The sequence below is a fragment of the Planctomycetia bacterium genome, from assembly GCA_015075745.1.
GTDB lineage: Bacteria > Planctomycetota > Phycisphaerae > UBA1845 > UTPLA1 > UTPLA1.
This window is the reverse complement of the sequence record JABTTW010000001.1, coordinates 1,563,248-1,588,576: the sequence shown is the minus strand read 5'-3', so window position 1 is coordinate 1,588,576 and position 25,329 is coordinate 1,563,248. Positions and strand designations below refer to the sequence as shown.

Below are 25,329 nucleotides of genomic sequence, written 5' to 3'. Positions count from 1 at the left end.
GGATCGATCTGGTTCTTCTGAAGTTGGACAAGGGCGCCGCGCAGGCCGATTTTGAAGAGCCTGACGGTCCCGTCGGCGTCGATGGTGCAGGTGAATTCGTCCGATCCCTTACTGAGATAGAGCTTGAATGCCCCGCTGGCAGATTCGGGGGTAAGGACAAATTTGAGCAGGACGTCCCCGACGAGTTGCTGGGGCGGCGGCGGGCCTGAAGAGGCGGCGCCGACGTTGTTGTAACCGTAATCATCCTCGATTCGCTTTCCAGTCAACAGCAGCCAATCGTCACCTTCTTTGCCGGGGACGTACCGCAACTGGGGTGAGGCGGTGTTCCATCCCGAGTCCTCGCGTTCCGGAACCCACATGGGCGGCGTGAAGGATGGGTCGCGGGGGATGCTCGGATCGGGCTTGAAATCGTGATCGTGGTGGATCATCCAGAGGGACTGCTGCGCCATGGGAGTCTTGCGGCGGATGTGCAGGAGGGCGGCAAGCTGCTCGAATTGCGCCGGATTCAATCGGCGGTATTCGGGATTCCACGGCTGGGGGGGCTTGGAGAGCGCTTCGACAATCGGGGCGGGGACCTGGTCGATGGGCGCGGTGTAGATATCGCCATCGAGGATTTGAAGGACCTCGCCGGGTAGTCCGATCAGCCGCTTGATGAAGTTGGTTTCGCCGTCCTCTGGGTCCTTGAAGACAACGACATCCCACCGGTGAGGGCCGAGCCACTCGCCGCCGATGTCATACGGCCATTTCAGTACCAGGATGCGATCGCCGGCATTTCCCACGACGGGTTTGTCCGGCGTGTTGATGGGGGAGTTTCCTTCGCCTTTGTATCCGCAATTGGGACATCGGACGGCGTATTGGTGGGCGAGCGTTCCCTGCTGCGACCTCATACTGCCGTCCTGGGTAAGCGCTCGCTGTTCCTCCCGTAGCCCATAGGCGAAGGGATATTGGCAAAGCTTACACCGGTGGTAGGCATGTTGACCGTACAGGCCCGAGGCCATTGAACCGGTGGGGATGACGAATGCCTCCACCATGAAAGCCCGAAAGACGAAGGCGAGTATGAAGGCGACCACGATGGACTCGATGGTGTCGCGTATCCCATCGGATCGCGGTGGGGCCATTGAGGCGTCGGCAGGGGCCTCTGGATCGACCTTGTCGGGGGCTTGCGGCGATCGTGTCGGTTTGTTCTGTGCTGAGTCCATCAGAATTGCCTTGAATCTTCCCGGGAATGAGAGCGACTGACTTTAGAGGGATCGTCAGAATCGGTCAATTGACGGGATCGTAGGCCTCAAAATCGGATCAAGCGGGAATGTGCGCTTCCGGGAGACGCGTCCGTGGCAAGCAACCCGCCTTCGTACTATTCCGATCCGCCTCCAATCACTACGATTCGGCCGGAGTTTCGGTTTGTCGGGGCCACGAGCCTGGCCACGGATTTGATATTTGGAGCCGTCCGCTGAGTCGATTCCTGGAAGCTACGATCATCGCCAACCCCTCATCCGGCCGGGCAAAGCGGCACGGTCTCCTGGCCACATTGCGCAATCGGCTCATGGAAGCGGGGATGTCGGTCCGGACTGAATTGACGCGACACGCCGGACATGCCAGACAACTGGCCAGGGCGGCTTCCGAACGCAGACAAGGGCTGGTGGTCGTGGTCGGAGGTGATGGAACCATCCGTGAGGCGGCAAACGGCGTCATCGGGACCTCGACACCGCTGCTCATTGTTCCCTCGGGGACGGAGAATATCCTGGCCAAGTATCTGGGGATACGGGCAAACCCCGATCAACTAATTGACATCGTTGAAGGCGGCGTCCTATTTGAAATGGATGCGATCCAAAGGGGGGACGAGCATTTCCTCCTAGTCGCCGGCATCGGATTTGATGCGGAAGTGGTGCGCCTCCTCTCATCGGGACGAAATGGTCACATCACGCACTCGAGTTACTTCTGGCCGATCTGGCGGACATTCTGGAGTTACCGGCATCCACAAGTTCATGTAGAGGCGGATGGTGCGACAGTATTTGAGGGGGAGGGGATGGTCTTCGTCGGCAACGTTCCGCGCTACGCGATCGGTTTGCGATTACTCGATTCGGCGAATTCGGCGGACGGTTTGCTGGATCTCTGTGTTTTTCCATGCAGCGCCCGCTTCACGCTCGTCAGGCATGCGCTGGCCGCACTTCGCCGCTCTCACGTGACCGGGGGGCGGGCGATTTATCGCCAGGCGCGGCGGGTATCCGTCCGCTCGGAGACCGAGGTGAGCGTAGAGATGGATGGCGATCTTTCGTCTCCCTTGCCGGCCAGCTTTTCGATCTCTCCGCGATCGGTTCGGTTGCTTGTGGCAGCCGATTGGCACCAGCCCAGGTAAATTTCTGCGACAGCTACCGCCCCATCCCAAGGGCATACGCGCGCCGTAGTGCTGAAAGCTGCGTCGGCCGCGCAGGAGCCGCCTCAACACGCAAAAATCGCTTTGACGGTGAGCGCACAACTCGCCGATAAACACGCAACCGAATGCAGTCGGGCAGATTCATCGGCAGGTCGTGCCGGTCAACGGCCCGATTGTCGATCGCGGGTCGGCAATGTCGGCCGATCAGGCGAATCGACCCGAAGCGACAGGGAATAACCGGTCAGACCGGTGCTCGAAAACGGGGCTCAGGATGAGCAAATCGAAAAAGAGCAAATCAGCCCCTTCGGCGATGACCGGTCGCTGGCAGATTCCGTTGTTCATTCTGGGTATCTCGGTATTCGCCGGGGGTATCGGGAAAGCGGCGCTCGACTACAGGCCGTCAACTTTCGAGGAGCAACTCGCCAACGTGCGTGTGCTTCGCACCCGGGGGGAATTGCCGCGAGCCAGCGCCTATCTGATGTATCTATTGAATGAGAAGGAGCATACACAGCTCCAGAAGAGCGAGTTGCATCTTGAACTTGCCCAGGTGATTTACCTCGCCGAGGCGCGGATGACGGTTCATGACCCTCGCAACGTCGAGGCAATAATACTGAATCTAGATGAGGCGCTTCGGTATGGAGCGGAGCCAAAAGGGCAGGACTGGGTCGCGGTCGCAGATGCCTATCGCTGGTCGGGGCAATTCAAGCCGGCCGTCGCCGCTTACCTCAGCGCGCTTGACCTGAAAGCCGAGCGTCCCGACCGATTGCATCGCAATGTGGTTGAATTGATGCTGACGCAGGACATCGGCACGCAGGAGGACATTGCGGCCCACGTCGATGCAATACTCGACGATCAGGGCGCTTCGCCGGACAACTATCTCTGGGCCGTTGAGCGCTCTGTTCAAGACCTGCTCCGTCGGGGTGATCCCGCCTCCGCCATGCACGTCATCACCGTTGCCAAGACGAGGCTTTGCGGCACCGAATACCTTCCCATCGTCTCCTATAGTGAGGCCCTGGCGCTTCGTCATGCGGGCCTGCGAGAAGAGGCAATCGAACTGTTGATGTCACTTCGCGAGGAGTGGGGAATTCGCGACGAATTGTGGGCCCGGGCGGGGTATTTGCTGGGGGTCATGGAGAAAGAAGATGCGCGGCCACAATCCGCGCTCGGCTACTTCGACGACGTTCTAAAGTCGTTTGAATCAGGGGCGATTCACGATCAGTGCCTGCTCGGCCGTGCGGAATGCCTTGCGTCTCTGGACAGATACGAGGAAGGCCTGCAGGTATTTCGGGAAGTAAAGAGCCTGGTGACGGGGATTGAGAGCCATCCGACGATCGATGCCGGCTCCATTCGCAAGGGTATGACCCGCACCTGCGATGAGCTGACGCGCAAGCAGCTCTGGTCGCTATCCGCCGCCTATCTTGAAACGGCGATGCAGTTGGTGGAACCCGACGACACGACCCTTCGAATCTGGTATCTGTCCCGCCTTGCCACGTCACTGAGAGAATTGGGCGAGCGTGTGCAGCAAGAGAAGGGTTCTGACAAGGGGGAACAGTCGGGCCGATTCAAGGAGTACTTCGTTCGCGCGGCGGACGTTTGCTTCGAGCTTTCCCAACTGACATTTTCAGACGATCAGACTTCGGCGAAGTGGATGGAGCAGGCGGCAACCGATTTGGGAGACGCCGGCGAAACCGACCGAATGATCCAGACCTTGAAGCGCGTGACGGAGGAGTATCCCCTCGCGACAGGTCGCGCCGATGCGCTGCATCGATTGGGCGCGGCGTACCATGCAGTCGGAGAATACAAAAAAGCGAAGGGCTATTACCGCCGTGTGATGGACGAATATCCGCGGACACCGCCGGCGCTGGAATCGACCGTTCCCCTGGCCGACTGTCTGATTTCACTGGGCGGCGACGACGCGATTGAAGGCGTTCGGATGCTCGTTGACATCGTGGACGATCGCGGGCCGGACCAGTTGTTTTCCCCAAAGGCTGTTGAATACCGCGAGGCGCTGCTCCTTCTCGCGCAGTATTACTCGGACGCGGACCCCGCGAAACTGCCGGACCACGTCGAAAGCGCCATTGCCCGGCTGGAAGCGGCCCTGAGCCTCTATCCCGATCATCCGGATGTGCCCCGGCTTCGCTTCATGCTGGCCAAGAACTATCGCCTCAGCGCTTCCCGACTAAGTGACGAGGCGAAAAAGCAGAGCAGTCATCTCGCTCGGCTGAGCATGCTGCGGGAGGCCGATCGCCGTCTGGAAAAAGCAGCGGAAGAGTACGACCGGGTGATCAGGCTTCTGGCATCTCAGGACGCTTCTTCTCTCTCCGACGTGCAACTGACGTACTTGCGTTCAGGGTATCTGGATCGGGGAGACGTGCTGTTTGATCTCCAGAGATATCCGGAGGCGATCGCAGCCTACAGCGAAGCCGGATGGCGATACGAGAATACGCCGACCTCGTTGACGGCGATGCTGCAGGTGGTGAATTGCCACCAGCGACTGGGAGAGCTTCAACAGGCGCGTGCGGCGTTGGCAAGACTGGGATGGTTGATCAAGAAGACGCCGGCCAGCGCGTTTGATCCTGACCAGGGGATGTCGTCCAAGGACTATTGGGAAAACCTCATCGCTCGGCTCGAAAGAACGGCGATCAATTGAGAGTGAAGGACCAGATGGAAACGCGGGACACATCAGTTGAAGTGGCGGAGCTGATAGCACTCCTGGAGTCGCAGCGTCAGCTTTATGTAAGGCTGCGTCTTTTGGCCGATCGACAAAGGGCGCTGATCCTCAATGAGGACACCCAGCCGCTACTGGGTCTGCTGGTCGAGCGACAGGAGCTTGTCGACAAACTCGTTGCCCTGAACGAGAGGCTGGGTCCGTATCGCGAGTCATGGACCACCATTTACTCGTGCCTCGACGAGACCCGGCGCCGACAGGTGGCAGCGCTTCTTGAAGAGTCCAACGCCGCGCTGGGAGCGATCATCACCAATGACAATCGCGACACGGCAACGCTACGCGCGCGTCGTCAGGGTGTTGCCAATCTACTCGGAAAGGCGGAGACGGCCGTGCGGACGAATGCGGCGTACGTTTCGACCGCCGGTGTGAAATCGTCCTTGACGGACTCGGTGGCATGATGACGGCAGCGACGCTTGTCAAACCTGAAGTCAGTGGGCGCGAGCTGGAGCTCTCGGCGATCATCTCCGCTTACAACGACGTCACGGAGCGCCTGAAGGACGCCCACGAGCGGCTTCATGGGGAAGTGGCCCGGCTCCGGGAAGAGCTGCGTCGCAAGAACGAAGAGCTTCGCCGGAGCGAGCGGCTCGCGGCGCTGGGTGAGATGGCCGCCGGGCTTGCTCACGAAATACGAAATCCGTTGGGCGGGATTGCGCTGTATGCGTCAATGCTGGAGCGGGAGCTTGCGTCGAATCCGAAAGTGAGTACCGCGGCGTCGCGGATTTGCCTCGGGGTTAGAACGTTGGAGCGACTGGTATCCGACATTCTGGATTTTGCCCAGGAGCATCGGCCGGAACGACAAATGTGCTCGATGCGCGACCTGCTCTTGTCGCTGGATGATGCGGCGCGTCCCTGGGCGGCCGAGTCCAAAGGTGAGTTTTCCTATCCTGACGGCGACGTGGACATCCATTGTGATCGCCATCGTTTGCACCAGGTGCTTTTGAACCTGGTGATGAACGGATTGCAGGCAGCAGGCCCGGGGGGTGTCGTCCAATTGAGTTGGACGCAGAAGGAAGGCGGCGTAGAGATCGCGGTCGTCGATAACGGCCCCGGGATTCCCGAGGCGAGCCTGCACAAGATTTTCAATCCGTTCTTCACGACGAAATCGACGGGGACCGGTCTGGGCCTCGCGATCGTGCATCGGATTATCGAGGCGCACGGCGGGACGATTCGCGCCGGCAATCGGCCGGAGGGTGGGGCGAGGATTGTTATTTGGCTGCCGTCGTCGGACGGCGCGGTACTTCAGGAGACAGAACAATCAGTTTGACCTGAGTCGAACCCGATGGTCGGGGCCGGCTCATGTAGATAGAGCGTAAGGAAATAATTAACCCGACCGCGGCGCGGCAGAGAGCTATGGACGGCTCTTGTCAGCATCGCGGCAGATGGAGCGACACCGATGGCGCGTATTTGCATTATTGATGACAAGGATGTCATGCGTGATTCCCTGACCGACATTCTCACCGTTTCCGGACACGAAGTGTCGGCGCACGGCGAGCCCGGTCGAGCTCTGGTGGAAATTTGCAGCACCCGATTCGACGCGATCGTCAGCGACCTGAAGATGCCGACGATGGACGGTATCGAATTGCTCCGGTCGCTTCGGACCAGAGGCGTGGACACGCCATTCGTCTTGATGACGGCATATGCAACCGTGCCGAACGCCGTAGAAGCGATGAAGCTCGGCGCCTTCGACTACATTCAGAAGCCATTCGACGCGGAGTCGATCAATCTGGTGGTCGAACGGGCCGTCTCAATGGGACGTCTTCGCGGCGAGAACGAGGCCCTTCGCACGTCGCTCAGGGATTTCGAAGGCGAATCGGAACTCATCGGTTCGAGTCGCGCCATGAAGCAGGTGCGGGCCCACGTGGAGCGCGTTGCCGCAAGCAATGCGACGGTGCTCATTCAGGGTGAAAGCGGAACCGGCAAGGAACTGGTGGCCCGCGCCATCCACGCGGCGTCGCAGCGTGCAAGCAAGCCGATGCTGGCCGTGAACTGTGCGGCATTGTCGGCGACCCTGCTCGAGAGCGAACTGTTCGGCCACGAGCGCGGCGCCTTCACTGGTGCTGACAAGCTTCGCAAGGGCCGCTTCGAACTTGCCGACGGCGGCACGCTGCTCCTTGACGAGATCAGCGAGGTGTCGGTCCCCGTCCAGTCCAAGTTGCTCCGCGTACTGCAAGAGCGGGCTTTCGAGCGCGTCGGCAGCAGCATGACCCAGATGGTGGACGTTCGCGTGATTGTGACGACCAATCGTGATCTGACCGATTGGGTCGCCCGCCGGCGATTCCGCGAGGACCTTTTCTTCCGGGTGAGCGTCCTGCCGGTGACGTTGCCCCCGCTTCGCGATCGTCGCGAAGACATCCCCGAACTTGTCGACTACTTCCTGCGGCGAATCGCCCGGCGCGAAGGTCGCGAGGCGAGGAAGATCAGTGCCCGCGCGCTGTCGGTGATGGAGACCTATCACTGGCCGGGCAACATTCGTGAGTTGGAGAATATCTGCGAGCGGGCGGTGGTGCTCTGTCAGGAGGAGCAGCTTGATGCCCCGATGATCGAGCCGTGGCTGGCGACGAACTTCGGCGGCCAGGAAAGCGGTCGACCGATGCGCCCGGGCCACATGATGGAAGACATGGAGCGCTCGCTGATCGAGCAGACGCTGGTTCGCTTCAACGGTCATCGCGAGAAGACGGCCAAGGCTCTTGGAATTGGCGTTCGGACGCTCGGGATGAAGTTGAAGAAGTGGCGTGAAGAGGCGGCTGCGGCGGCGGTCACGGCGGAGCAGGCTGCGGCGCGACGCGCGGGCTGACGAATAAAGCTCGGCGAAAGGCGCAGGATTTGCTGCTCGCGGCAAAGATTGCCGATTGCGAATCCGTTGTTTCGATAAGAACTGCCCTGGCGTAACCGGCCGGCTGGTCGATACGTGGCATGGAGCTTGCTTTGCATATGTTGAGAGTACCGCGCCCGGTACGGCGTGAAGGATGGTTTGTGTGTTCCTGACGGAAATGACACGTGGCGGCGCGATGCCGATGCTGGAGAAGACGCTGGCCTTTAACGAGGCCCGGCAGAAGGTGCTGGCGACGAACATCGCCAACATCACGACGCCGGGCTATCGGGCCAAGCAGCTCGACGTGGCAGGGTTTCAGGCGGCGCTGCGCGATGCGTCGACCCGCCGGCAGCAAAACGGCGGGCCGCTACAGTTGGAATCGACGAGTGAGTTTCGGCAGGGCGCGGATGGCTTCCTGCAAGTGACGCCGAGCGAGGAGCCGGTTGACAACATATTGTTTAAGGATGGAACGAACGCCTCGATTGAGCAGCAGATGAGCCGGCTCGCCGAGACGGCAATGACGCATCAGATTTCGACGGAACTCTTGAAGGGTTACTTCGACGGTTTGCAAAAGGCCATTCGCGGCCGGGCACTCTAGTGATCCAGGGAATTGAGGGATCGGATCGGCAATGTACGGCCTATTGGACATCAGCACATCGGGCCTCGTCGCCCAGCGCACGCAGATCGACACGATCTCGGCGAACATTGCCAATTCGCGCACGACGCGACGGGCCGACGGCGAACCCGGCCCGTACTTGCGTCGTGTGGCGCTGCTGGCGCCCGGTGACGCCAAGGGCGGCGCCGGCGTGCACGTGGAGGCGATTCGGGAGGATGTAAACGTTCTCCCGAGGCTGGTGCATGACCCAAGCCATCCCGATGCCAACGCGGATGGCTATGTGGCTTATCCGAATATTGACTCGTCCACCGAAATGATCAACGCGATGGTGGCGGTTCGAGCCTATGAGGCGAATGTGACGGCGATGGAGGCGACGAAATCGATGATGGCGGCCTCGCTGCGGCTCCTGGCCTAGTAGGAAATTGGTTGTCGTGAACTCAGCACAAGTGGAGATTGGCCTGAATGTCTGATCCGACGATTGGAAATGTGAGTTCCACGCCGTTCATCAAGCCGTTGGGAGATAGCCCGACGACGCATGGACCCTCGCGCGCGGACGGCAAGGACTTTCAGTCGTACCTGCTTGAGAGCCTCGACAAGGTGAACCAGCTTCAGACAGAGGCCGACGTCGGCGTGCAAAAGCTGCTCACCGGCGAAACAGACAACGTCGCCGAAGTCTTCAGCGCCAGTCGCAAGGCGGGCGTCGCCTTTGATCTACTGATGGAAATTCGCAACAAATTGATGGACGCCTACAACGAAATGAAGCAGATGCGGGTATAGCAGACCCGGGATCAGGAAAGGTCCGGCGGCAGGCAGTAGCCGTAAGCCGATGGGACGAGCAATGACTGCGTGGTGCGCCGGAGGCGCAACCGTTGCTAGGATGGCGGCGGCATAGATCGAGGATCGATCGACATCTCCATGGAATTTCTCAGCGCACAATTTCGACAAATCGGCGAGCAAATGCGGGGAATGTCCATCTCGCAGCGGATCGCCATTGGGCTGCTGGTCATCGTCGTGGTCGGTGGAATGTGGGGGATGATCAAGTGGGGGACCGAGCCGGACTGGATTCCGCTTCTCGATCAATCGCTCAGCGCTGAGGAGGTTTCCCGCGTGCAGGCGGAGCTTCGTCTGGCGGGTGTGTCCTCGCGTGTGGCCGGGGATCGGGTGCAAATACAGGGTGACGACGAGTTTCGTCAACGCGCCCAGGCGATACTGTCGGAGCGGGGGGCGCTTCCAGCGGATACCAGTCTCGCCTATGCATCCCTCGTCAAACAGAACAGCGTCTTCATCGGTGAGGAGCGCTCTCGCTGGATGGAGTCGCGCGGTCTCGAGGCCGAGATTTCCGGCGTGCTCCGCAAGTTTGATGGCGTACGCGATGCTCGAGTGCTGATCACAGTCCCGCAGAAGCGAGGATTCTCGCGGCAGGAGGCCGTCTCGAGCGCGAGCGTCGCGCTGACCATGGCGGACTCCTCGGGCCTCGATAAGCAGCGCATCCTGGCGATCTCGAATTTCGTCGCCGGAGCCGTGCCGGGCCTGCAATTGGCAAACATCAAGATCACGGACGGGCAGCGGTTCTACCGACCGCCGGACGGCGCGGACCAGATTCCGACGGAGATCTTGGAGCAGCAGCAGCGCGTCGAAGACCATTACATGCAAAAGATCTACGACCAGCTTCGCCATATTGAAGGCGTCGTGGTCAACGTACATGCGAAGCTGCGAACCGCGACTCAGAAATCCCAGAAAGAAGAATACGGTGTGCCGGTTGTCCAGCGTGAATCCGCTACAACGGAGGAGATGACCGGTGGCTCCCGCGCCGCGGAGCCGGCGGTTCGCCCGAACACGCGCGTGGGCCTGACCGATGGGCAATCGGGAAGCAACAGCACGAAGGAACAATCGGAGACCACTTACAGCGAAAAGCGCGACGTCAAGATGACGGTCGTGGATGAGCTGCGCGGATCCGTTGAGCGACTCTCCGCATCGGTGAGCGTTCCGCGAAGTTTTCTGGAGCGCGTCGCCGCGTCGCAAGGCGTGGAACTGGGTCAGGCCAACAACGCGGCAATTGAGAAGATTTCGCAGGCCGAGCTGCCGCGGATCAAGGCACTGGTGAAGCCCCTGATCGACGCTCAGGCCGACGATCAGGTCGCAGTGGATTGGTACTCCGATCTGCCCGCGACGACGCAGACGGAGGCTGCTGCGGCGGCCAGCGATGGCTTCATGGCGATGGCGAAGGAAAATGGCGTTAAGGCCGTGCTCGGGTTGCTCGCCGTGGTCAGTCTTGTCTTCATGCTCCGTATTGCCAAGAAAGCGCAGGCGGGACTTGTTCCGCCGATCGCCCTTGCGACGGCGGGCGCCCGCAGCGGCGGCACTTCATTCACCGTGGGCGAGGACGGACCGCTGGAGACGCTTTCGGGCGGGTCGATGGCAGTGGGAGAAGTGCAGGAGATGCAGGGCGTGCTCGTCGGCCACGAAGTGGACGAGGAGACCGTACGCACGCAGCAGATCGTCAAGCAGATCGGCCAGCTTGTGAAGGACGACGCGACGGTGGCTGCTGGCGTCGTACAGCAGTGGATGGGTGAATCGAACTGAGAGAGCGCATCGATGGCGGCAGCAACAAAGTCGGCAGGAAAATCAGATGAGATCCTGACCGGTCTGCGCAAAGTTGCGATCCTGATCGTGACCCTGGAAAAGGAATCCTCGTCCGCAATTCTCCGGCAACTGGACTCCGACAGCATCGAGGCCATTACCCGGGAAGTGGCCAGTCTGCGCGGCGTCGAAGAGCGGGTCCGCCAAGAGGTCATCAAGGAGTTTCACAATCTCGCCCTTGCCCGGTCATATACCGAAGCGGGCGGGCTGAACTACGCAAAGATGCTTCTTACACAATCGCTGTCCAAGGATGAAGCGGAACGCATCATGCGTCAGATTGAGCACCAGTTCTACTCGAAGCCGTTCACGTTTCTGCACAAGGCGGAGACAGAGAACCTGTTGACATTCATTCAGGATGAACATCCGCAGACAATCGCGCTCATTCTGGCGCACCTGACGGCGAGCAAGGCGAGTGAAATCCTGGGAGGATTGCCTCCGGAAAAGCAGATCGAGGTGGTCAGTCGCATCTCCCGCATGGAGCAGACCAGCCCCGAAGTGATCAAGGAAGTGGAGAGGGGTCTCGAGCACCGCCTCAGCGGACTCATGACCGATCGTCTCCAGCGGGTGGGCGGCGTGAACTCGGTCGCGGAGATTCTCAACCTGACGGACCGCTCGACAGAGAAAGGAATCCTCGAAGCATTAGGTGAGGATGACCCCGACCTCGTGGCGCAGATTCGCCGGCTGATGTTCGTCTTCGAGGACGTCCTGCTGGTGAACGACAAGGGAATCCAGTCGGTCCTGAAGGAGATCGAGACGAGCGATCTAGTGCTGGCGCTGCGAACGGCGACGGATGAGCTCAAGCAGAAGATCTTCTCCAACATGTCCGATCGCGCCGCGCAGATGATCAGAGAGGAAATGGAATACATGGGTCCGGTGCGGCTCTCCGACGTGGAGATGGCTCAACAGCGCATCGTGGACGTCGTCAGGCGGCTTGAGGATTCCGGCGAAATCATCATTTCCGGCCGCGGCGGAGAGAAGGAACTCATCGTATGAGTCGAGCCATCATCAAGCCTGGCAGCGAGCGCTTCATGTCGCTGGGCAGTTCCGGGCTCGAGTTGCGCGACATCGCTGCAAAGGCAGAAAACGTCCTCGCCGCGGCGCGCGAAGAGGCGGCGAAGATTCTCGCCAATGCCCGATCCGAAGCCGCAAAGTTGCACGAGGCAGCTCGACGAGAGGGTTTTGAGGAAGGAAAAACGACTGGGCAAAAACAAGGCCGGGATGAGGGTCTGCGGGAGGCATTGGAAGAGGCTCGCAAACGATTGAAGTCAGATGAGGCCTCATTGGTAAGCGCGTTGAAGGAGACCGTTCGTTCTTTTTCCGCGGATCGCGAGAGAATGCTCAGCGCGGCGCGGCGGGACGCAGTGGTCCTTGCGGTGGCCATCGCGGGGCGCATCTGCCACAAGTTGTCGCACATTGACGAAGCCGCGATCGAAATGGCCCGGGAGGCATGCACCGAGGCGCTTCAACTGATCTCCGAATCCACCGAGGCGGTCATTCGCGTCCACCCGCAGGACGCGGCAGCGGTCAGTGAACTGGCGGCCGAACTCGCGGACAGTGTCAGGTCGGCTCGCGGCGTGCAGTTGACGGCGGACGAATCGGTCGGCCGGGGCGGCGTCGTGGTAGCGACGTCCAACAGCGTGGTAGATGCCACCGTCGTCGGCAGAATCGAACGAATCGCGGACGAACTCATCTCCGGTTGGCGCGCACGTCTCGAAGGCTGGAAAAAGACACCATGAGCCTGCTTGCCGATCAGCTCACCGTCGCCCGATCAACACCGTGTCTCGGCGTCACGGGCCGCATCACTTCCTTCGCGGGAATGACGCTTCAGGCCGTTGGTCTGCCGGTTCCATTGGGGTCCACCTGCGAGGTGACGATCGGATCGCACCAGCGCGTCACGGCGGAAGTCATAGGCTTCAAAGATCATTCAACGCTGCTCATGCCGATCAACACCCACGAGGGGCTCAGAAAAGGGCAAAGCATTCGACTGGTCAGCACATCGCAGCGAATTGCAGTGGGGCATAGTCTGCTCGGAAAGGTCATCGACGGGATGGGCCGCCTGGCCGGTGAAGGTGAAAGTCTACCGATTGAGTCGGACACGCATTACCCGCTTCACCGCTCGGCGCCGGAGGCAATGTCTCGCTCGCGCATCGACGCGCCGCTGTCCGTTGGTATTCGAAGCATCAACAGCCTGCTGAGCGTCGGCGGAGGCCAGCGCCTGGGTGTCTTCGCCGGCACCGGAGTGGGCAAGAGTGTCCTGCTGGGCATGATGGCCCGCTATACATCCGCCGACGTTACGGTCATCGCAATGGTGGGTGAGCGCGGCCGCGAGGTTCAGGATTTCCTGGTGAAGGACCTTGGGCCTGAAGGGCGCAGGCGCTCCGTCGTAGTTGTCAGCACGTCAGACCATTCGCCGCCGCTGCGGATGCGCGCCTGTTACGCGGCGATGGCGGTCGCGGAGTTCTTTCGAGATCAGGGGGCATCGGTCTTGCTCCTCATGGACTCGGTGACGCGCATGGCCATGGCCGCGCGGCAGATCGGGCTTGCCGCCGGTGAGCCGCCGGCAACCAAGGGCTACCCGCCGAGCGTCTTCGCAGCCATGCCGAAGCTGATGGAGCGCTGCGGCCGGACGGCGCAGGGATCGATCACAGGGCTCTACACCGTATTGGTGGAGGGAGACGACCAGAATGATCCGATCGCCGACGCGGTCCGCGGAATCCTCGATGGGCACGTGTGGCTGTCGCGGCGGTTGGCATCGCGCGGGCAGTATCCGGCGGTCAGTGTTCTGGACAGCATCAGCCGCGTCATGCCGGACCTGGTGAGCGCGGAGCATCGCGCGGCGGCGGATCGCGTTCGACGATTGCTGGCAGTGTGGTCGGAGATCGAGGACCTGGTGAACATCGGCGCCTATGCGATGGGCACGAACCCAGAATACGACGTGACGATTCGGATGAGGCCGGCCGTCGAAAAGTTCTTGTCGCAGCCGGTCGAGGAAGAGGCGAGTTTTGAAGGCTCAAAAGAGGCGCTCTTGAAACTGGCAAAGGATATTCAACAGGCTGAGGCGAGCGTCGCCCAGCCGGCTCGCTCGGCTCCGGCTGCCACAACGACGGGGCGTCAGCGCTCGGCGGGCCAGCCTGCTGCGCAGGCCGCAGCAAGGGTCGGCGCTTAAGAGAGGTTGACGGATGGCGTCGCGATTCAGCTTTCGATTCGAGACACTGCTCAAGCTGCGAAAGCAGCGGGAGGAGCAGTGCCGGCGCGTCGTCGCGACGAGGCTCAGTCAGATCATGGCGACCCAGTCGCGTCGTGCGGAGATCGAGGATCAAATTGCTCGGCAGTCAGGAGCATTTCGCCGATCGCTGAAATCGGACATGCTCGATGTCGACGAAGTACGCCTGTCTCGCCACTGGCTTTTGAAGCTTCGCCAGCGTCTTTTCGAGGCCGATGCGGAAGTTGCCGGTCAACATGCAGTACTCGCGCAGGAGCGCGCTGCGCTCGCGGTGGCGAGAAAAGACACGAAGGTGCTCGAAACACTCAGGGAGCGGCAGTATTCGACGTTCGTTGCGCAAGTTCAGCGGCGCGAGCAATTGGAACTTGACGAGCTAAACGTGACCCGATTTGCGCACGCGGCCATGACAAATGAGAGCGAGAATCCGTGAAACGATTTTTAACAGCGCTCGCGCTTCTGTCGATGATCAACATGACGGCGTTGGCCGTCGTGGCAGGATTCGCGTGGAGCAAGGACTATCTTAAGAAGGATCGCCTTCGCAATGCTTACGCGGTGCTGACCGGTGAATCGGATGACGAGACGACGACGAGGCCCGCGGGCGATGAATCACAGCGGGTCATCACGTCGAGCGAAAGGATCAAGCGGAACAAGGACGCCGACGAGATCGCGCGAACGGAGCTGGAGCGACGCAAACGCGAAATTCAAAACGGCTGGGACCTTCTGGAGCGGCAACAACTGGCGCTGCTCAAGTCGCAGGAGTCCTTTGAGGAGACAAAGAAGCGTCAACGAGAGGAACAGCAACGCCGAGCTGAGGAGGCGGGTGACGAAGGGCTGAAGAAGGAGTTGGACATCCTCTCCGGCCTCAAGGCGAAGGACGCCAAGGAGTTGCTCAAGCTGAAGGCGGACGCGGACGTCGTTCGCATCATGCTGCAGATGGAGCCGCGAAAGGCCCGGAAGATCGTCGGCGAGTGCAAGAAGAACGAGGAGCGCCTGTGGATCGGGCGCATTCTGGAAAAACTACATGAGCGCGATGCAGCACAGGCGGAGGTCCTGGCCGCAGGCAAATAGCCGAGGCAAAGGACCATCCCGATGGCAGTACAATTTCAGGCAGCGGCAAAGATACTGCCGCTAAAGGCGGAGCGACCTCCGGCTCCGAAGCGGGAAACACCGCAATCCGACTTCAAAGAGCATTTCGACGGCGCACGCTTCGCTGCAGGCGCGGAGCGCCGGCGGCCGACCGACAAACCGGGGCCGTCGGATGACATCAAGCCGAAGGAACCTGTCGACGAAAAGCCGGAGGCGGATGAGTCGGCGGAGGCTGATGCGGAACAGGTTGTCGTAGCAGTCGCCCAGCCGGTAACACAGAACCTCGTGATTCTCCCCTCGGGAGATGATGTTGCGCCGGCCCAATTCGAGACCAAGAACCCAACGCGCGTCGATGATCAGATTCGCCGAGCGAGGGGCCCAGCGGAGACGACCAATGTCGGCAACCGGCTGGACAAACCGATTCATCAACCCGGCGGGGCGAAATCGCAGCCCGTACCGGTAACGAATACACCGCCTGTCGTCGACGGCGAGGTCGCTTCCAGCGCAGTCTCAGTTGCGTCAGAGAGTGAAACCAAGGCCCGATCAGAGTTTCTGACACCGACCCGCACGACGAGCGCCGCTTCACACGATGATTTGACTGCCGCGCCAGTCGATCGATCGACCGGTGCGGAGCTCCGTGCAACCGAGCAGTCGGGTTCCCGATCCAGCGCGACGCAGCCAGTCGAGTCGCGTGAATCGGCTTCGTCGAAGCCTGAGATCGTGCCCGTGGATGTGCGTGCCGAAGGCGGCGCGACCGGCGATGAGGGCGATGCGACAGACCAGCGATCCCTGCTGTCAGCACGGGCGAAGGACGATGCGAAGACAGTTGAAACCAAGGATCTCAAGCCGAGGTTCGACAATCGTCTACTGGAGGCGGGCGACGATCATGGCGCGCAAAAGGATCGCCCCACGCCGGGCAGAGTCAAGCCGGACGATGTTGACCACTCTCAGGCGATCAAGAAAATCGACATCCGAAGCGGCAGGGGAGATTCGGGTGCCTCATCTCTGGGGAGATTTTTGATCTCCGCAGCGAAAGAGGGATCCGTTTCGACCGCGAATGTCTCACCCGGCAACAGCTCGACTCCAACGAGCAGTCCAGCAGGCCTTCAAGGCGGAACTGCTCATTCATTTGCATTAGTCCGCGATGCGGCTCCCCGAGCGCTGACGGAGATTCTCTCGCCGCCGGTATCAGCGGCGGATGCGCTGGATGCGGCCGCCAAAGTTTTCAGCGCATCGAACAACGGCGGGCGACAACAGGTCACCCTTCAGCTTGATCCACCCGAGTTGGGCCAGTTGAGGCTTCAGATTCGGATGCACCACGACGCGATGACACTCCGCGTCGATGCGAATTCGCAGGTAGTGGCAAAGTTGATTGAGTCTCGACTTCCGGAGCTGCGTGACGCCCTGGCGTCGCACGGCATTCGCGTCGAGCGATCTGAAGTGATCGTTGCCCGATCTGCCTCATTTGATAATCAGTCGCAATCACAGAGCGACCAGCAATCGTCATCGTCGAATCAACAGCCGGGTCACGGCCAGTTCAACGAATCCCGCTCGTCGTGGGCGGAGGGCCATCGCTTCGGCGCCCCGGGACATGACGGCTCGTCGGGTCGCGAAGAGCGTTCCCATTCAGCGGGCTCGGATGAAACCGACGCAAATGTGGTCAGTGCGTCGCGGATCGATGGGAATGAGTCGACGTTGATCGCGGAATACTGGCTTGATCTGGTCGCCTGAGGACGAACATTAGGACGCTCATCGGCGCGCTCCCACGCGAGGAACATTAGGAGAGTCAATCATGCAAACGCAGGCAATACAACCGAGTTCGAGAGTCTCGGCCCAGGAACAGACGACCCGGGGCTTTCAGGATCTTAACAGCGCGGACTTCTTCGCCCTGATGATCGCCGAGCTTCAATCACAGGATCCGCTCAAGCCGACAGATAATCAGCAGTTGCTGAATCAGATGGCGACGATCCGCGAAATGGAGCAATCATCCAACCTCAACAAAACGCTCACCGCCCTCGCAAGCGAGCAGCGCTTCGGCGCGACAGCCGGACTGATTGGTCATTACGTCTTTGGAACGGCAACGGACAGCGGGGGTAATCCCGTTGATATCGACGGAATCGTGACCGGCGTTAAGTTTGACAAATCGGGCAACGCAATTCTGGAGCTGCACAACGGCAAACTTCTGCCGGCTGGAAAGGTCGAGCTTGTCACCCTCCTCGAAAACCTGCCGGACGACGTACTCGATCGTCTTGGCCTTCAGAAAGGGCAGACTCCAGGCAAGACAAACAGTCCATCTCAGTCGGCTGCCGGGACGACGCCGGCTACGAGCGAATCAAAATCTACTGAGGATTGGTCCGGCGGCGTCGCAGACACGCTGGATCATGCCGCGGGCGTCCTAAACGCGCTCTTTGCGCCAGGCGTCAGCGTCGGGGTCTGATCAATAGAGTCGGTAGCTAGTCGGACGGATCGATAGAGTTTTGAATCTCTCGCCACAGAGATGGAGATAAATCGATATGGGGCTTACATCAGCACTCTTCACCGGTCTCTCGGGACTCAACAGCAGCCAGTTTCAGCTTGATGTGATCGGCGACAACATCGCCAACATCAACACAACGGGCTTCAAAGGATCGCGCACGCTGTTCCAGACACAGTTTGCCCGAACCCTGTCGGCCGGCACCAAGCCGAACGGCACTCAAGGCGGCACGAATCCCTCACAGGTGGGACTCGGCTCCACGGTCGGCGCGATTCAGCGATCGTTCACGGCCGGTTCCATTGAGACGACCGGGATTGCCAGCGACTTGGCGATCGAAGGCAACGGATTCTTCGTGCTGCGGACGCCGGAGAACGAAAGCGTCTTTACCCGCGACGGCACATTCTCGCTGAGCGCGGATAATCGCCTGATCTCGACCGATGGGTTTTTCATTCAGGGATTTGGCGTCAACGATCGATTTGAGTTGATCCCCGGCGCGGTCACTGACGTGAAGATCCCCATCGGTTCACTCACAACCGCGAAGGCGACCGACGCCGCCCAGCTCGACGGAACGCTCGATTCCACGGGCGATGTCGCGACCCAGGGAACGATCCTCCAGTCTCAGGTGCTTCACGACGCCGCGAACAACCCCATCACCGGGGCGACGTTGCTGACCGAAGTGAAGAACCCCGGCGGCGCCGCGTTCTTCGTAAATGGCAACGTGGTCTCGATCAACGGGATCAAGCGCGGCGGACGCGATATTCCAGCCGAGCAGTTCGTTGTCGGCACGACCGGCACGACGGTGACGGATTTCCTCAACTGGCTAGATGCGGCCAGCGGAATTGATACCACCGTGGGCGTCTCGGGAACGCCTGGCGTCGGCGTGACGGCGGACGGCCGATTGGAGATCCGCGGAAACGCAGGAACGGAAAACGCGCTGTCCATTCAGTCGGGCACACTCCTGAGCAACGGCGGGACCGGTGTGCCGTTCACGTTCAACGAGACCCAGGCGGCAAACGGCGAAAGCGCGACGACCACATTCATCGTGTACGACTCACTGGGTTCGCCGATCTCGGTAAACCTGACCATGGTGCTCGAGACCCGAACAACGGCCAGTAGCTCATGGCGGTTCTACGCAACGGCCGCGGACGATACCGACGTGACCTTTGACATCGGCACGGGGGTTCTCAACTTCGACGAGAACGGGCAGTTCGTCGATGCGCCGCAGAACGGAATCGTAATTGACCGCGTCGGTAGCGGTGCGACGGATCCGCTGACGATCGCCCTCGACTTCGCCCGGCTCAGCGGGCTCAATGCCCGCGACTCCGAGCTGGTGATGAGCTTCCAGACGGGCTTTGCCACCGGCACCCTGATTGACTACAGCATTGGCCAGGACGGCGTCGTGACCGGAACGTTTACAAACGGTCTGAATCAGACCATTGGCCAGATCGCCCTGGCGACCTTCTCCAATCCGGCGGGCCTGCTCTCACGATCCAACAACGTGTACTTCGTGGGGCCCAACAGCGGCGAGGCCCGGATCACGCCTCCGCTGGTTCTGGGCGCGGGAAAGATTTCGGCCGGCGCGCTGGAACTGTCAAACGTAGATCTGTCCCGCGAATTCGTGAATCTGATTACGTCCTCCACGGCGTTTTCCGCGGCGAGCCGGGTCATCTCAACTTCCGACACGCTGCTTCAGGAGCTGTTGCTTCTGGCTCGACGGTAATCCTGGGTAACCAGTCCATGGTCGGCGGGAAGTGATCGCATGATTGTCGTGACGAAACTCAGAGGCGACCACATGGTGGTAAACGCCGAGATGATCAAATTCATCGAGTCGACACCGGACACCATGATCACCTTGGTCAACGGCGAGCACTTGATCGTCCGGGAGTCCGTCGAAGAGGTGGTGTTGCGCGCCGTGGCCTACGGGCGCAGTATTCGCGCGTTCTCGCATTAGGCCGTCCGATTTCTATCGGGCGCGGACAGTCGGCAGCAATTGCGCATGGGTCAGCGGAATTGTTCGAGATCGCACTCTCTGACACCGCCATGAGGCTGGAGCCGGCGCAGAATTCGACCGATAAGACAATAGACTCTTGTCCCGAAATCCTCGCGCGCCATCGCGCGAGGCGAGTGAAGGCATGGCCAAAGAAGAAGCAAAACCTGCGGAAGCCCCCGAATCCCAGGAAGCACCGATCGCACCGAAGAAAAAAGGCAAGTTCGGCCTCATCGGTCTGGTCGGCGGACTGATGATTGTCGAGGGCGCCGGAATCTTCATCGTGATGAAGATGGTGGGCAGCGATCCCGATCCGACCGTCGGCATGGAACAGGCCCTCGTCCCGACGACCAAGCCGTGGGCCGAGAGCCAGGAAATCCCGGTGGCGAAGGTCCGCGTGCTCAACAGCAGCGGCTCGCGAGCGATGCTCTACAACGTGCGCGTCGTCGTCCGCGTGCACAACGAGAACGTCGCACGCGTGGACGAATTCATCAAAGGCCGCGCCGGCACCGTTGAAGACACCATTGGTCGGGTCATCCGCAGCGCCGACGAGCGCCACCTCGGTGAGCCCGGTCTGGAGACGCTGAAGCGCCAGGTTCGTCATGAACTGGGCAAGCTACTGGGTGACGACTCGCTGATCGAACAGGTTTTGATACCTGACTGCATGCCGATGCCGACCGGCTTCTAGGCCGAGTCCGCCGCTGGTGGGCGGGCAATCGCGCAATCGGGTCAATCGCTGCAAGGCATGGATGCCGCGTGCTGCCACGGAAGGTAGGAATGTATGTCCGGCGAAGCGCCCGACCAACCCAAAGACCTCTCGCAAGCCGAAATCGACGCGGCGATGAATCAGGCCGCGAGCGATGCATCGACGGCCGGTGCGCCCAAGAGTGACGCAGCGTCAACGCCGGCGGCCGATGCCGCAGCATCGCCCAGGCAGCCGGATGACTCGTCGCAGCCTGAAGTGATCGCGGCGGACGACACGACTGTCGACGTAGCGACCGCTGCTGAGACGCCGACCGCCGAGCCGTTGAAACTCGATGCCTCGGGTCGTCCAATTGACGATGTGGCTGCGGGTGCTGCCGCGGCTGCGCGGTCCGCTCCATTGCCGCCTCCTCCCGCCAACAGTGTTCCGCTGGAGCTGCCCGACTTCGGCCGCGGCGGCGCCGTCGCCGACGAAAAGGGCCTCGATCTGCTCAATGATGTTGCCCTGAATCTCAAGATCGAGCTCGGCCGCTCATCCATGTGCATCGAGGACGTGCTCAAGCTGGGCGAGGGGTCCATCGTCGAACTTGACAAGCTCGCCGGAGACCCGGTCGACGTCTTTGTGAACGAGCGACTCATCGCCCGAGGCGAGGTGCTCGTGCTCAACGATAACTTCTGCGTGCGCGTCAGCGAGATTGTCTCGAATGAGGAAGAGGTGACGGCGTGAGGGTCGATGGCCGCGGTGCGCGCAGGCGCATCCTTGCATCTGCTATGCTGGTCATTGCCGCGACATCAGTCGCGCAAGGCGATCCGATGGAAGGTGCCGAAACCGGGGTTGCCGAAACGCGCACAGTGCCCCGGCCGATGGCCGAGACCACGAAACTACCGCCCACTGCCGAGATAGCTCCAGAAACTCTCGGTCGCCCGGTCGATGCCGCACCCATTAATGCTGTAGCTTCCGACGATGCGGATGAATTGATCCGACGTCCGTCACGATCGAAGCCCGCTTCGACAGCCCGCCGCGCCGACAGCATGTTCAGCTCGCTGGGCGGCTCCGTCATCCTCCCGATGATGATCGTCGTGGGGACCATCTGCGGTTCGGCATATTTCTTTCGCAGACTGGTCAATCCCGGACACAAGCCCGGCGCCGACAACGCGATTAAAGTCCTCTCCCGACAGTATCTGTCCAGCAAACAGTGTCTCTGCCTCGTTCGCCTCGGCGGGCGACTCGTGCTTTTGGGTGTCACGCCGGATCGAATCAGCGCCGTCGCTCAAATTGACGACCCCGAAGAAGTCGCGGGCATCATGGGCGATGTGAGTCGAGCCGGAGGAGGTACCTTTTCAGCCGCGCTGGCAGCATTTGCGGGTCGTCGCACGGGAGTTGATGCCGATGGCGGAGGCAATGCCGCCGAGTCGGCTGACCTCATTCTTCCGGGAAAGCTCTTCGAAACGCGATCAAACGTACGTGATGTCCTCGGACGAGTCCGCGCCCTTTCGAAACGCGGAATACCGGCGGAGCCGGTTTAAGCACGCGGCAAACGCCGGCGGCCCTTCGCGGCCGGCGCGGGCGGCTCAGCGCAAAGGAGTTGCGCGTTGTTGTTCGGATTCAGGAAGTCACTTTTCGTCGGCTTCGTCGCTGCGACTCTTCTCGCGCTGACGACAGCCGCGCCGGCATCGGCGCAAGCGCTGACGAATTCTCCTGCATCCCTCGATAATCCTCTCGGCATCCCCGACGTCAGCCAGGTGGCGCCGATCGCCACGGACGCCAAGGGCGTGACCGCATCACTCCGCATCCTGGTCCTGCTGACAATTCTCACGGTCGCGCCGTCCATCCTGATCATGATGACCAGCTTCACGCGCATCGTGGTCGTCCTCGCGCTGCTTCGACAGGCGATCGGCACGCAGCAGCTTCCGCCGGGACAGGTCCTGGTGGGGCTGGCCATGATCATGACCATGCTCATCATGGCGCCGACGTGGCAGCGTATGAAAACGACCGCGGTCGATCCCTATCTCAACGGAGATCTGAGTCAGGCGTCGGCCTTTGAGCTCGGCGCCAAGCCGCTGCGCGAGTTCATGTTTCGACAAATCGAGGCGGCCGGCAACGAGGAGAACGTTTACACATTTCACGAATACGTCGAGGGTCCCGTGGCCCCCGGTGTCGAGTTGAAGAAGAGCTCGGTCGGTCTAACGACGCTCGTGCCCGCATTTGTGCTCAGCGAGCTGAAGACATCGTTCGTCATGGGCTTTCGCATTTATCTGCCGTTCCTGGTGATCGACATGGTCATCGCTTCCATCCTGATCAGCATGGGCATGATGATGCTCCCGCCCGTGCTGATCTCGCTCCCGTTCAAACTTATGCTGTTCGTGCTGGCCGACGGTTGGGGTCTGGTCGTCGGCTCGCTTCTTGCCAGCTTCGGAGGGTCGTAATGTCCACGAATACTGCTATTGACCTGAGTTACGATGCCCTCGTCCTGGCACTGTTTCTCGCCGGGCCCATCATGGCGATCGGCATGGTCGTCGGCTTGGGAATCAGCATTTTCCAGGCGGTGACCCAGTTGCAGGAGCAGACACTGAGCTTCGTTCCCAAGATCGTGGCCATGGGTCTTGCCGCAGCGTTCTTCATTCCCTGGCTCACCACACGCATGGTGGAATATACCCAGCGGCTCTGGGGCGAGGGGATGTGGTCGCCCTAGGTTGCATGGCGTCAAATCGCGATTGAGCCTCGTGCTTTTGCCGGCGGCCAGTTACTGGGAATGCCGGCGCTGTGAGCGGGAGATGATGATTCGTCGTGGAACTGCTTCGGTTTGAATTGCTGCTGCCGAGTTTTGCGCTGGTCCTGGCGCGCGTCGCCGGGCTTGTGCTCGCCGTACCGATGCTGTCCAGCGCCCAGATTCCGCGCACCCTCATGGCCGGCCTGGTTGTCATCATGTCGCTCATGGTGTTCCCGGCGGTCGCTCCCGTGTTGCCCCAGTCCCTGACTACCGGACAAGCCGTGGCCGGCATGGCCACCGAGTTCATCATCGGGGAGATCCTCGGACTCGCGGCGGGCACCGTGTTCTTCGCCGCGCAGATTGCCGGCCAGCTCGTCAGCCATCAATCCGGGCTTTCGCTCGGCCAGGTGTTCAATCCGCTGTTCGAAGAGCAGAGCACGGTCATCGACCAGCTCTGGTTCTTCGCGACGATGATTCTGTTCTTCATGTTGCGGGGTCACCTGGCGGTCATTCAGGCCCTGCTCGACAGCTTTCGACAGGTGCCTCCACTCATGCTTCAGGCAGACGGCGCCCTCGGCGAGTTCGCCATGTCGGTTTGCTCGACGACTTTTCAATTGGCCCTGCGGCTTGCCGGGCCTGCGGTCCTAGCGCTCATGCTGACATCTCTCATCATGGGTTTTCTGACCAAGACGATGCCGCAACTCAATATCTTCTCCGTCGGCTTCAGTCTGAAGATCGTCGTCGCGTTCCTGGTCGTGGCAGTCTCAATCTCCCACAGCGGCGGACTCATCGCCTCCGGAGTTGAAGACAGCCTCGACGACCTCGGCGAGTTGATGCAGACCATGTCGGAAAGGGTGATCCATGCCGGGTGACGCGGGAGACAAAACGGAGGCTCCGACACCGCGGCGGCGAGAAGAGGCCCGCAAGAAGGGGCAGATTGCCCGCAGCCAGGATCTGTCCTCGTCAATCCTGCTTCTTGGCGGGATGGTCTGCCTGCGCTGGTTTGGTCCTCGCCTGATCGAGTCTCTGACTGGATCGCTGCGCCATTACATGGAAATGAGCGATGCACGCGAGGCGATGCACATTGATGTGGTTCCCATGACCCTTTCGCTGGCAGCGGGAGTCATCGGCGCCGCGGGGCCGATCATGGTCGGCCTGCTGCTCCTCTCCGTCGCCTCGCATCTGGTGCAGGTAGGCTTCGTTATGACGACCGAACCGCTCACGCCGAATCTGAACAAGCTCAACCCGGTGAACGGCTTCCAGCGGCTTCTGAGCATGAGAACGATCGTCCAGCTGGCAATGAACATGCTGAAGCTGACGTTTGTCGGATTGGTCGGTTATGTGATTATCGCCGAGCGCATTGGCAAGGTCTTTCTGGCGATGGAGGTCGGCGGCTGGGCCCAGTTGGCGCTGATGGCCCAGATTCTCTATGAGATCGGCCTCATTCTCGCGGTCGTTCTGTTCGTGCTGGCACTGATGGATTACGTCTGGCAACGCTGGCGGCACGAGCAGGACATCAAGATGACCAAGGAGGAAGTGAAGGAGGAGCTTCGCCGCATGGAGGGCGATCCGGTCGTCAAGCAGCGCCGCCGTAAGATGCAATTAGCCGCGGCGTTGATGCACATTCGTAAGAATGTCCCCAAGGCGGATGTGATCGTCACCAATCCGACCGAGCTTGCGATCGCCATCAAATACGATTCGGACGCAATGGTCGCCCCGCGCGTGATTGCCAAGGGACGGGACTACCTGGCCGCGAAGATCCGTCAGATCGCCGTTCAGCACGGCATTCCGATCGTGGAGCGCAAGCCGCTGGCACAAGCCCTGTTCAAGACCGTCGAAGTCGGGCAGGAAGTTCCCGAGCAGTTCTACAAGGCCATCGCCGAGATACTGGCCTACGTCTATGAATTGAACGGCAAGGCACGGAATATGCGCCGCGCCCCGGCCGCGTGATCGCGTAATACGAGAGGATCGTCACGG

The 25,329-nt window shown here is 60.8% G+C and carries 25 protein-coding genes and 1 pseudogene; 25 read left to right on the top strand and 1 reads right to left on the bottom strand.

Features of this window, described 5'->3' with window-relative positions:
- Positions 1-599 precede the first annotated feature (599 nt).
- A pseudogene (locus HS101_06260) lies at positions 600-887 on the bottom strand (hypothetical protein).
- Positions 888-1,306: 419 nt separating this feature from the next.
- On the opposite strand from HS101_06260, the gene HS101_06255 reads away from it, so the two are divergent.
- The 25 genes from HS101_06255 (at position 1,307) to flhB (ending at position 25,302) form a co-directional block, all read left to right on the top strand.
- Positions 1,307-2,356 (top strand): YegS/Rv2252/BmrU family lipid kinase, encoded by a 1,050-nt coding sequence (locus HS101_06255; protein MBE7505875.1) that lies wholly within the window; start codon positions 1,307-1,309, stop codon positions 2,354-2,356.
- Positions 2,357-2,645: 289 nt separating this feature from the next.
- Complete coding sequence (locus tag HS101_06250; protein MBE7505874.1) at positions 2,646-5,024, top strand: tetratricopeptide repeat protein; 2,379 nt, start codon at positions 2,646-2,648, stop codon at positions 5,022-5,024.
- A gap of 14 nt (positions 5,025-5,038) precedes the next feature.
- Complete coding sequence (locus HS101_06245; protein ID MBE7505873.1) at positions 5,039-5,500, top strand: hypothetical protein; 462 nt, start codon at positions 5,039-5,041, stop codon at positions 5,498-5,500.
- On the top strand, positions 5,497-6,366 hold the full coding sequence (locus HS101_06240; GenBank protein ID MBE7505872.1) for a hypothetical protein: 870 nt from the start codon (positions 5,497-5,499) through the stop codon (positions 6,364-6,366). Before HS101_06245 ends, HS101_06240 begins: the two co-directional genes overlap by 4 nt.
- A 129-nt stretch (positions 6,367-6,495) precedes the next feature.
- Positions 6,496-7,896: a sigma-54-dependent Fis family transcriptional regulator gene (locus HS101_06235; GenBank protein ID MBE7505871.1), complete on the top strand. Its 1,401-nt coding sequence runs from the start codon at positions 6,496-6,498 to the stop codon at positions 7,894-7,896.
- 181 nt (positions 7,897-8,077) lie between these two features.
- Positions 8,078-8,512 carry a flagellar basal body rod protein FlgB gene (flgB, locus tag HS101_06230; GenBank protein ID MBE7505870.1) on the top strand — a complete coding sequence of 145 codons (435 nt, stop codon included), beginning with the start codon at positions 8,078-8,080 and terminating at the stop codon, positions 8,510-8,512.
- A gap of 31 nt (positions 8,513-8,543) precedes the next feature.
- Positions 8,544-8,945: a flagellar basal body rod protein FlgC gene (flgC, locus tag HS101_06225; protein ID MBE7505869.1), complete on the top strand. Its 402-nt coding sequence runs from the start codon at positions 8,544-8,546 to the stop codon at positions 8,943-8,945.
- 47 nt (positions 8,946-8,992) lie between these two features.
- On the top strand, positions 8,993-9,307 hold the full coding sequence (fliE, locus tag HS101_06220; protein MBE7505868.1) for a flagellar hook-basal body complex protein FliE: 315 nt from the start codon (positions 8,993-8,995) through the stop codon (positions 9,305-9,307).
- Positions 9,308-9,445: 138 nt separating this feature from the next.
- Positions 9,446-11,113: a hypothetical protein gene (locus HS101_06215; GenBank protein MBE7505867.1), complete on the top strand. Its 1,668-nt coding sequence runs from the start codon at positions 9,446-9,448 to the stop codon at positions 11,111-11,113.
- Positions 11,114-11,125: 12 nt separating this feature from the next.
- Positions 11,126-12,163 (top strand): flagellar motor switch protein FliG, encoded by a 1,038-nt coding sequence (gene fliG, locus HS101_06210; GenBank protein ID MBE7505866.1) that lies wholly within the window; start codon positions 11,126-11,128, stop codon positions 12,161-12,163.
- The gene (locus tag HS101_06205; protein ID MBE7505865.1) at positions 12,160-12,906 is read left to right on the top strand and encodes a hypothetical protein; all 747 of its coding nucleotides are present in this window, start codon (positions 12,160-12,162) and stop codon (positions 12,904-12,906) included. The genes fliG and HS101_06205 overlap by 4 nt, the downstream gene beginning before the upstream one ends.
- Positions 12,903-14,336 carry a FliI/YscN family ATPase gene (locus HS101_06200; protein ID MBE7505864.1) on the top strand — a complete coding sequence of 478 codons (1,434 nt, stop codon included), beginning with the start codon at positions 12,903-12,905 and terminating at the stop codon, positions 14,334-14,336. Before HS101_06205 ends, HS101_06200 begins: the two co-directional genes overlap by 4 nt.
- A 13-nt stretch (positions 14,337-14,349) precedes the next feature.
- Positions 14,350-14,823: a flagellar FliJ family protein gene (locus HS101_06195; GenBank protein ID MBE7505863.1), complete on the top strand. Its 474-nt coding sequence runs from the start codon at positions 14,350-14,352 to the stop codon at positions 14,821-14,823.
- Positions 14,820-15,461, top strand: a complete 642-nt coding sequence (locus tag HS101_06190) for a hypothetical protein (protein ID MBE7505862.1) — start codon at positions 14,820-14,822, stop codon at positions 15,459-15,461. The genes HS101_06195 and HS101_06190 overlap by 4 nt, the downstream gene beginning before the upstream one ends.
- A gap of 21 nt (positions 15,462-15,482) precedes the next feature.
- Positions 15,483-17,210, top strand: a complete 1,728-nt coding sequence (locus HS101_06185) for a flagellar hook-length control protein FliK (GenBank protein MBE7505861.1) — start codon at positions 15,483-15,485, stop codon at positions 17,208-17,210.
- 61 nt (positions 17,211-17,271) lie between these two features.
- A complete protein-coding gene (locus tag HS101_06180; GenBank protein ID MBE7505860.1) occupies positions 17,272-17,916 on the top strand; it encodes a hypothetical protein in 645 nt (214 codons plus the stop codon).
- A gap of 76 nt (positions 17,917-17,992) precedes the next feature.
- Positions 17,993-19,672, top strand: a complete 1,680-nt coding sequence (locus HS101_06175) for a flagellar hook-basal body complex protein (GenBank protein MBE7505859.1) — start codon at positions 17,993-17,995, stop codon at positions 19,670-19,672.
- A gap of 39 nt (positions 19,673-19,711) precedes the next feature.
- A complete protein-coding gene (locus tag HS101_06170; GenBank protein MBE7505858.1) occupies positions 19,712-19,903 on the top strand; it encodes a flagellar FlbD family protein in 192 nt (63 codons plus the stop codon).
- Between the two features lie 181 nt (positions 19,904-20,084).
- Positions 20,085-20,627 (top strand): hypothetical protein, encoded by a 543-nt coding sequence (locus HS101_06165; GenBank protein ID MBE7505857.1) that lies wholly within the window; start codon positions 20,085-20,087, stop codon positions 20,625-20,627.
- Positions 20,628-20,780: 153 nt separating this feature from the next.
- On the top strand, positions 20,781-21,368 hold the full coding sequence (gene fliN, locus HS101_06160; protein ID MBE7505856.1) for a flagellar motor switch protein FliN: 588 nt from the start codon (positions 20,781-20,783) through the stop codon (positions 21,366-21,368).
- 305 nt (positions 21,369-21,673) lie between these two features.
- Positions 21,674-22,168 carry a flagellar biosynthetic protein FliO gene (locus HS101_06155; protein MBE7505855.1) on the top strand — a complete coding sequence of 165 codons (495 nt, stop codon included), beginning with the start codon at positions 21,674-21,676 and terminating at the stop codon, positions 22,166-22,168.
- Between the two features lie 66 nt (positions 22,169-22,234).
- A complete protein-coding gene (gene fliP, locus HS101_06150; protein MBE7505854.1) occupies positions 22,235-23,068 on the top strand; it encodes a flagellar type III secretion system pore protein FliP in 834 nt (277 codons plus the stop codon).
- Positions 23,068-23,334, top strand: a complete 267-nt coding sequence (gene fliQ / locus HS101_06145; protein ID MBE7505853.1) for a flagellar biosynthesis protein FliQ — start codon at positions 23,068-23,070, stop codon at positions 23,332-23,334. The genes fliP and fliQ overlap by 1 nt, the downstream gene beginning before the upstream one ends.
- Positions 23,335-23,429: 95 nt before the next feature.
- Positions 23,430-24,224, top strand: a complete 795-nt coding sequence (locus tag HS101_06140; protein ID MBE7505852.1) for a flagellar biosynthetic protein FliR — start codon at positions 23,430-23,432, stop codon at positions 24,222-24,224.
- Positions 24,214-25,302, top strand: coding sequence for a flagellar biosynthesis protein FlhB (gene flhB, locus HS101_06135; GenBank protein MBE7505851.1), 1,089 nt, complete (start codon positions 24,214-24,216; stop codon positions 25,300-25,302). The genes HS101_06140 and flhB overlap by 11 nt, the downstream gene beginning before the upstream one ends.
- The last annotated feature ends 27 nt before the right edge of the window (positions 25,303-25,329 follow it).

What these genes read in the sequence shown, in the direction of transcription:
- HS101_06255 (MBE7505875.1), top strand. Translation starts at nt 1,307, where the DNA reads ATGTGCGCTTCCGGGAGACGCGTCCGTGGCAAGCAACCCGCCTTCGTA.
- HS101_06250 (MBE7505874.1), top strand. Translation starts at nt 2,646, where the DNA reads ATGAGCAAATCGAAAAAGAGCAAATCAGCCCCTTCGGCGATGACCGGT.
- HS101_06245 (MBE7505873.1), top strand. Translation starts at nt 5,039, where the DNA reads ATGGAAACGCGGGACACATCAGTTGAAGTGGCGGAGCTGATAGCACTC.
- HS101_06240 (MBE7505872.1), top strand. Translation starts at nt 5,497, where the DNA reads ATGATGACGGCAGCGACGCTTGTCAAACCTGAAGTCAGTGGGCGCGAG.
- HS101_06235 (MBE7505871.1), top strand. Translation starts at nt 6,496, where the DNA reads ATGGCGCGTATTTGCATTATTGATGACAAGGATGTCATGCGTGATTCC.
- flgC (MBE7505869.1), top strand. Translation starts at nt 8,544, where the DNA reads ATGTACGGCCTATTGGACATCAGCACATCGGGCCTCGTCGCCCAGCGC.
- fliE (MBE7505868.1), top strand. Translation starts at nt 8,993, where the DNA reads ATGTCTGATCCGACGATTGGAAATGTGAGTTCCACGCCGTTCATCAAG.
- HS101_06215 (MBE7505867.1), top strand. Translation starts at nt 9,446, where the DNA reads ATGGAATTTCTCAGCGCACAATTTCGACAAATCGGCGAGCAAATGCGG.
- fliG (MBE7505866.1), top strand. Translation starts at nt 11,126, where the DNA reads ATGGCGGCAGCAACAAAGTCGGCAGGAAAATCAGATGAGATCCTGACC.
- HS101_06205 (MBE7505865.1), top strand. Translation starts at nt 12,160, where the DNA reads ATGAGTCGAGCCATCATCAAGCCTGGCAGCGAGCGCTTCATGTCGCTG.
- HS101_06200 (MBE7505864.1), top strand. Translation starts at nt 12,903, where the DNA reads ATGAGCCTGCTTGCCGATCAGCTCACCGTCGCCCGATCAACACCGTGT.
- HS101_06195 (MBE7505863.1), top strand. Translation starts at nt 14,350, where the DNA reads ATGGCGTCGCGATTCAGCTTTCGATTCGAGACACTGCTCAAGCTGCGA.
- HS101_06185 (MBE7505861.1), top strand. Translation starts at nt 15,483, where the DNA reads ATGGCAGTACAATTTCAGGCAGCGGCAAAGATACTGCCGCTAAAGGCG.
- HS101_06180 (MBE7505860.1), top strand. Translation starts at nt 17,272, where the DNA reads ATGCAAACGCAGGCAATACAACCGAGTTCGAGAGTCTCGGCCCAGGAA.
- HS101_06175 (MBE7505859.1), top strand. Translation starts at nt 17,993, where the DNA reads ATGGGGCTTACATCAGCACTCTTCACCGGTCTCTCGGGACTCAACAGC.
- HS101_06170 (MBE7505858.1), top strand. Translation starts at nt 19,712, where the DNA reads ATGATTGTCGTGACGAAACTCAGAGGCGACCACATGGTGGTAAACGCC.
- HS101_06165 (MBE7505857.1), top strand. Translation starts at nt 20,085, where the DNA reads ATGGCCAAAGAAGAAGCAAAACCTGCGGAAGCCCCCGAATCCCAGGAA.
- fliN (MBE7505856.1), top strand. Translation starts at nt 20,781, where the DNA reads ATGAATCAGGCCGCGAGCGATGCATCGACGGCCGGTGCGCCCAAGAGT.
- HS101_06155 (MBE7505855.1), top strand. Translation starts at nt 21,674, where the DNA reads ATGTTCAGCTCGCTGGGCGGCTCCGTCATCCTCCCGATGATGATCGTC.
- fliQ (MBE7505853.1), top strand. Translation starts at nt 23,068, where the DNA reads ATGTCCACGAATACTGCTATTGACCTGAGTTACGATGCCCTCGTCCTG.
- flhB (MBE7505851.1), top strand. Translation starts at nt 24,214, where the DNA reads ATGCCGGGTGACGCGGGAGACAAAACGGAGGCTCCGACACCGCGGCGG.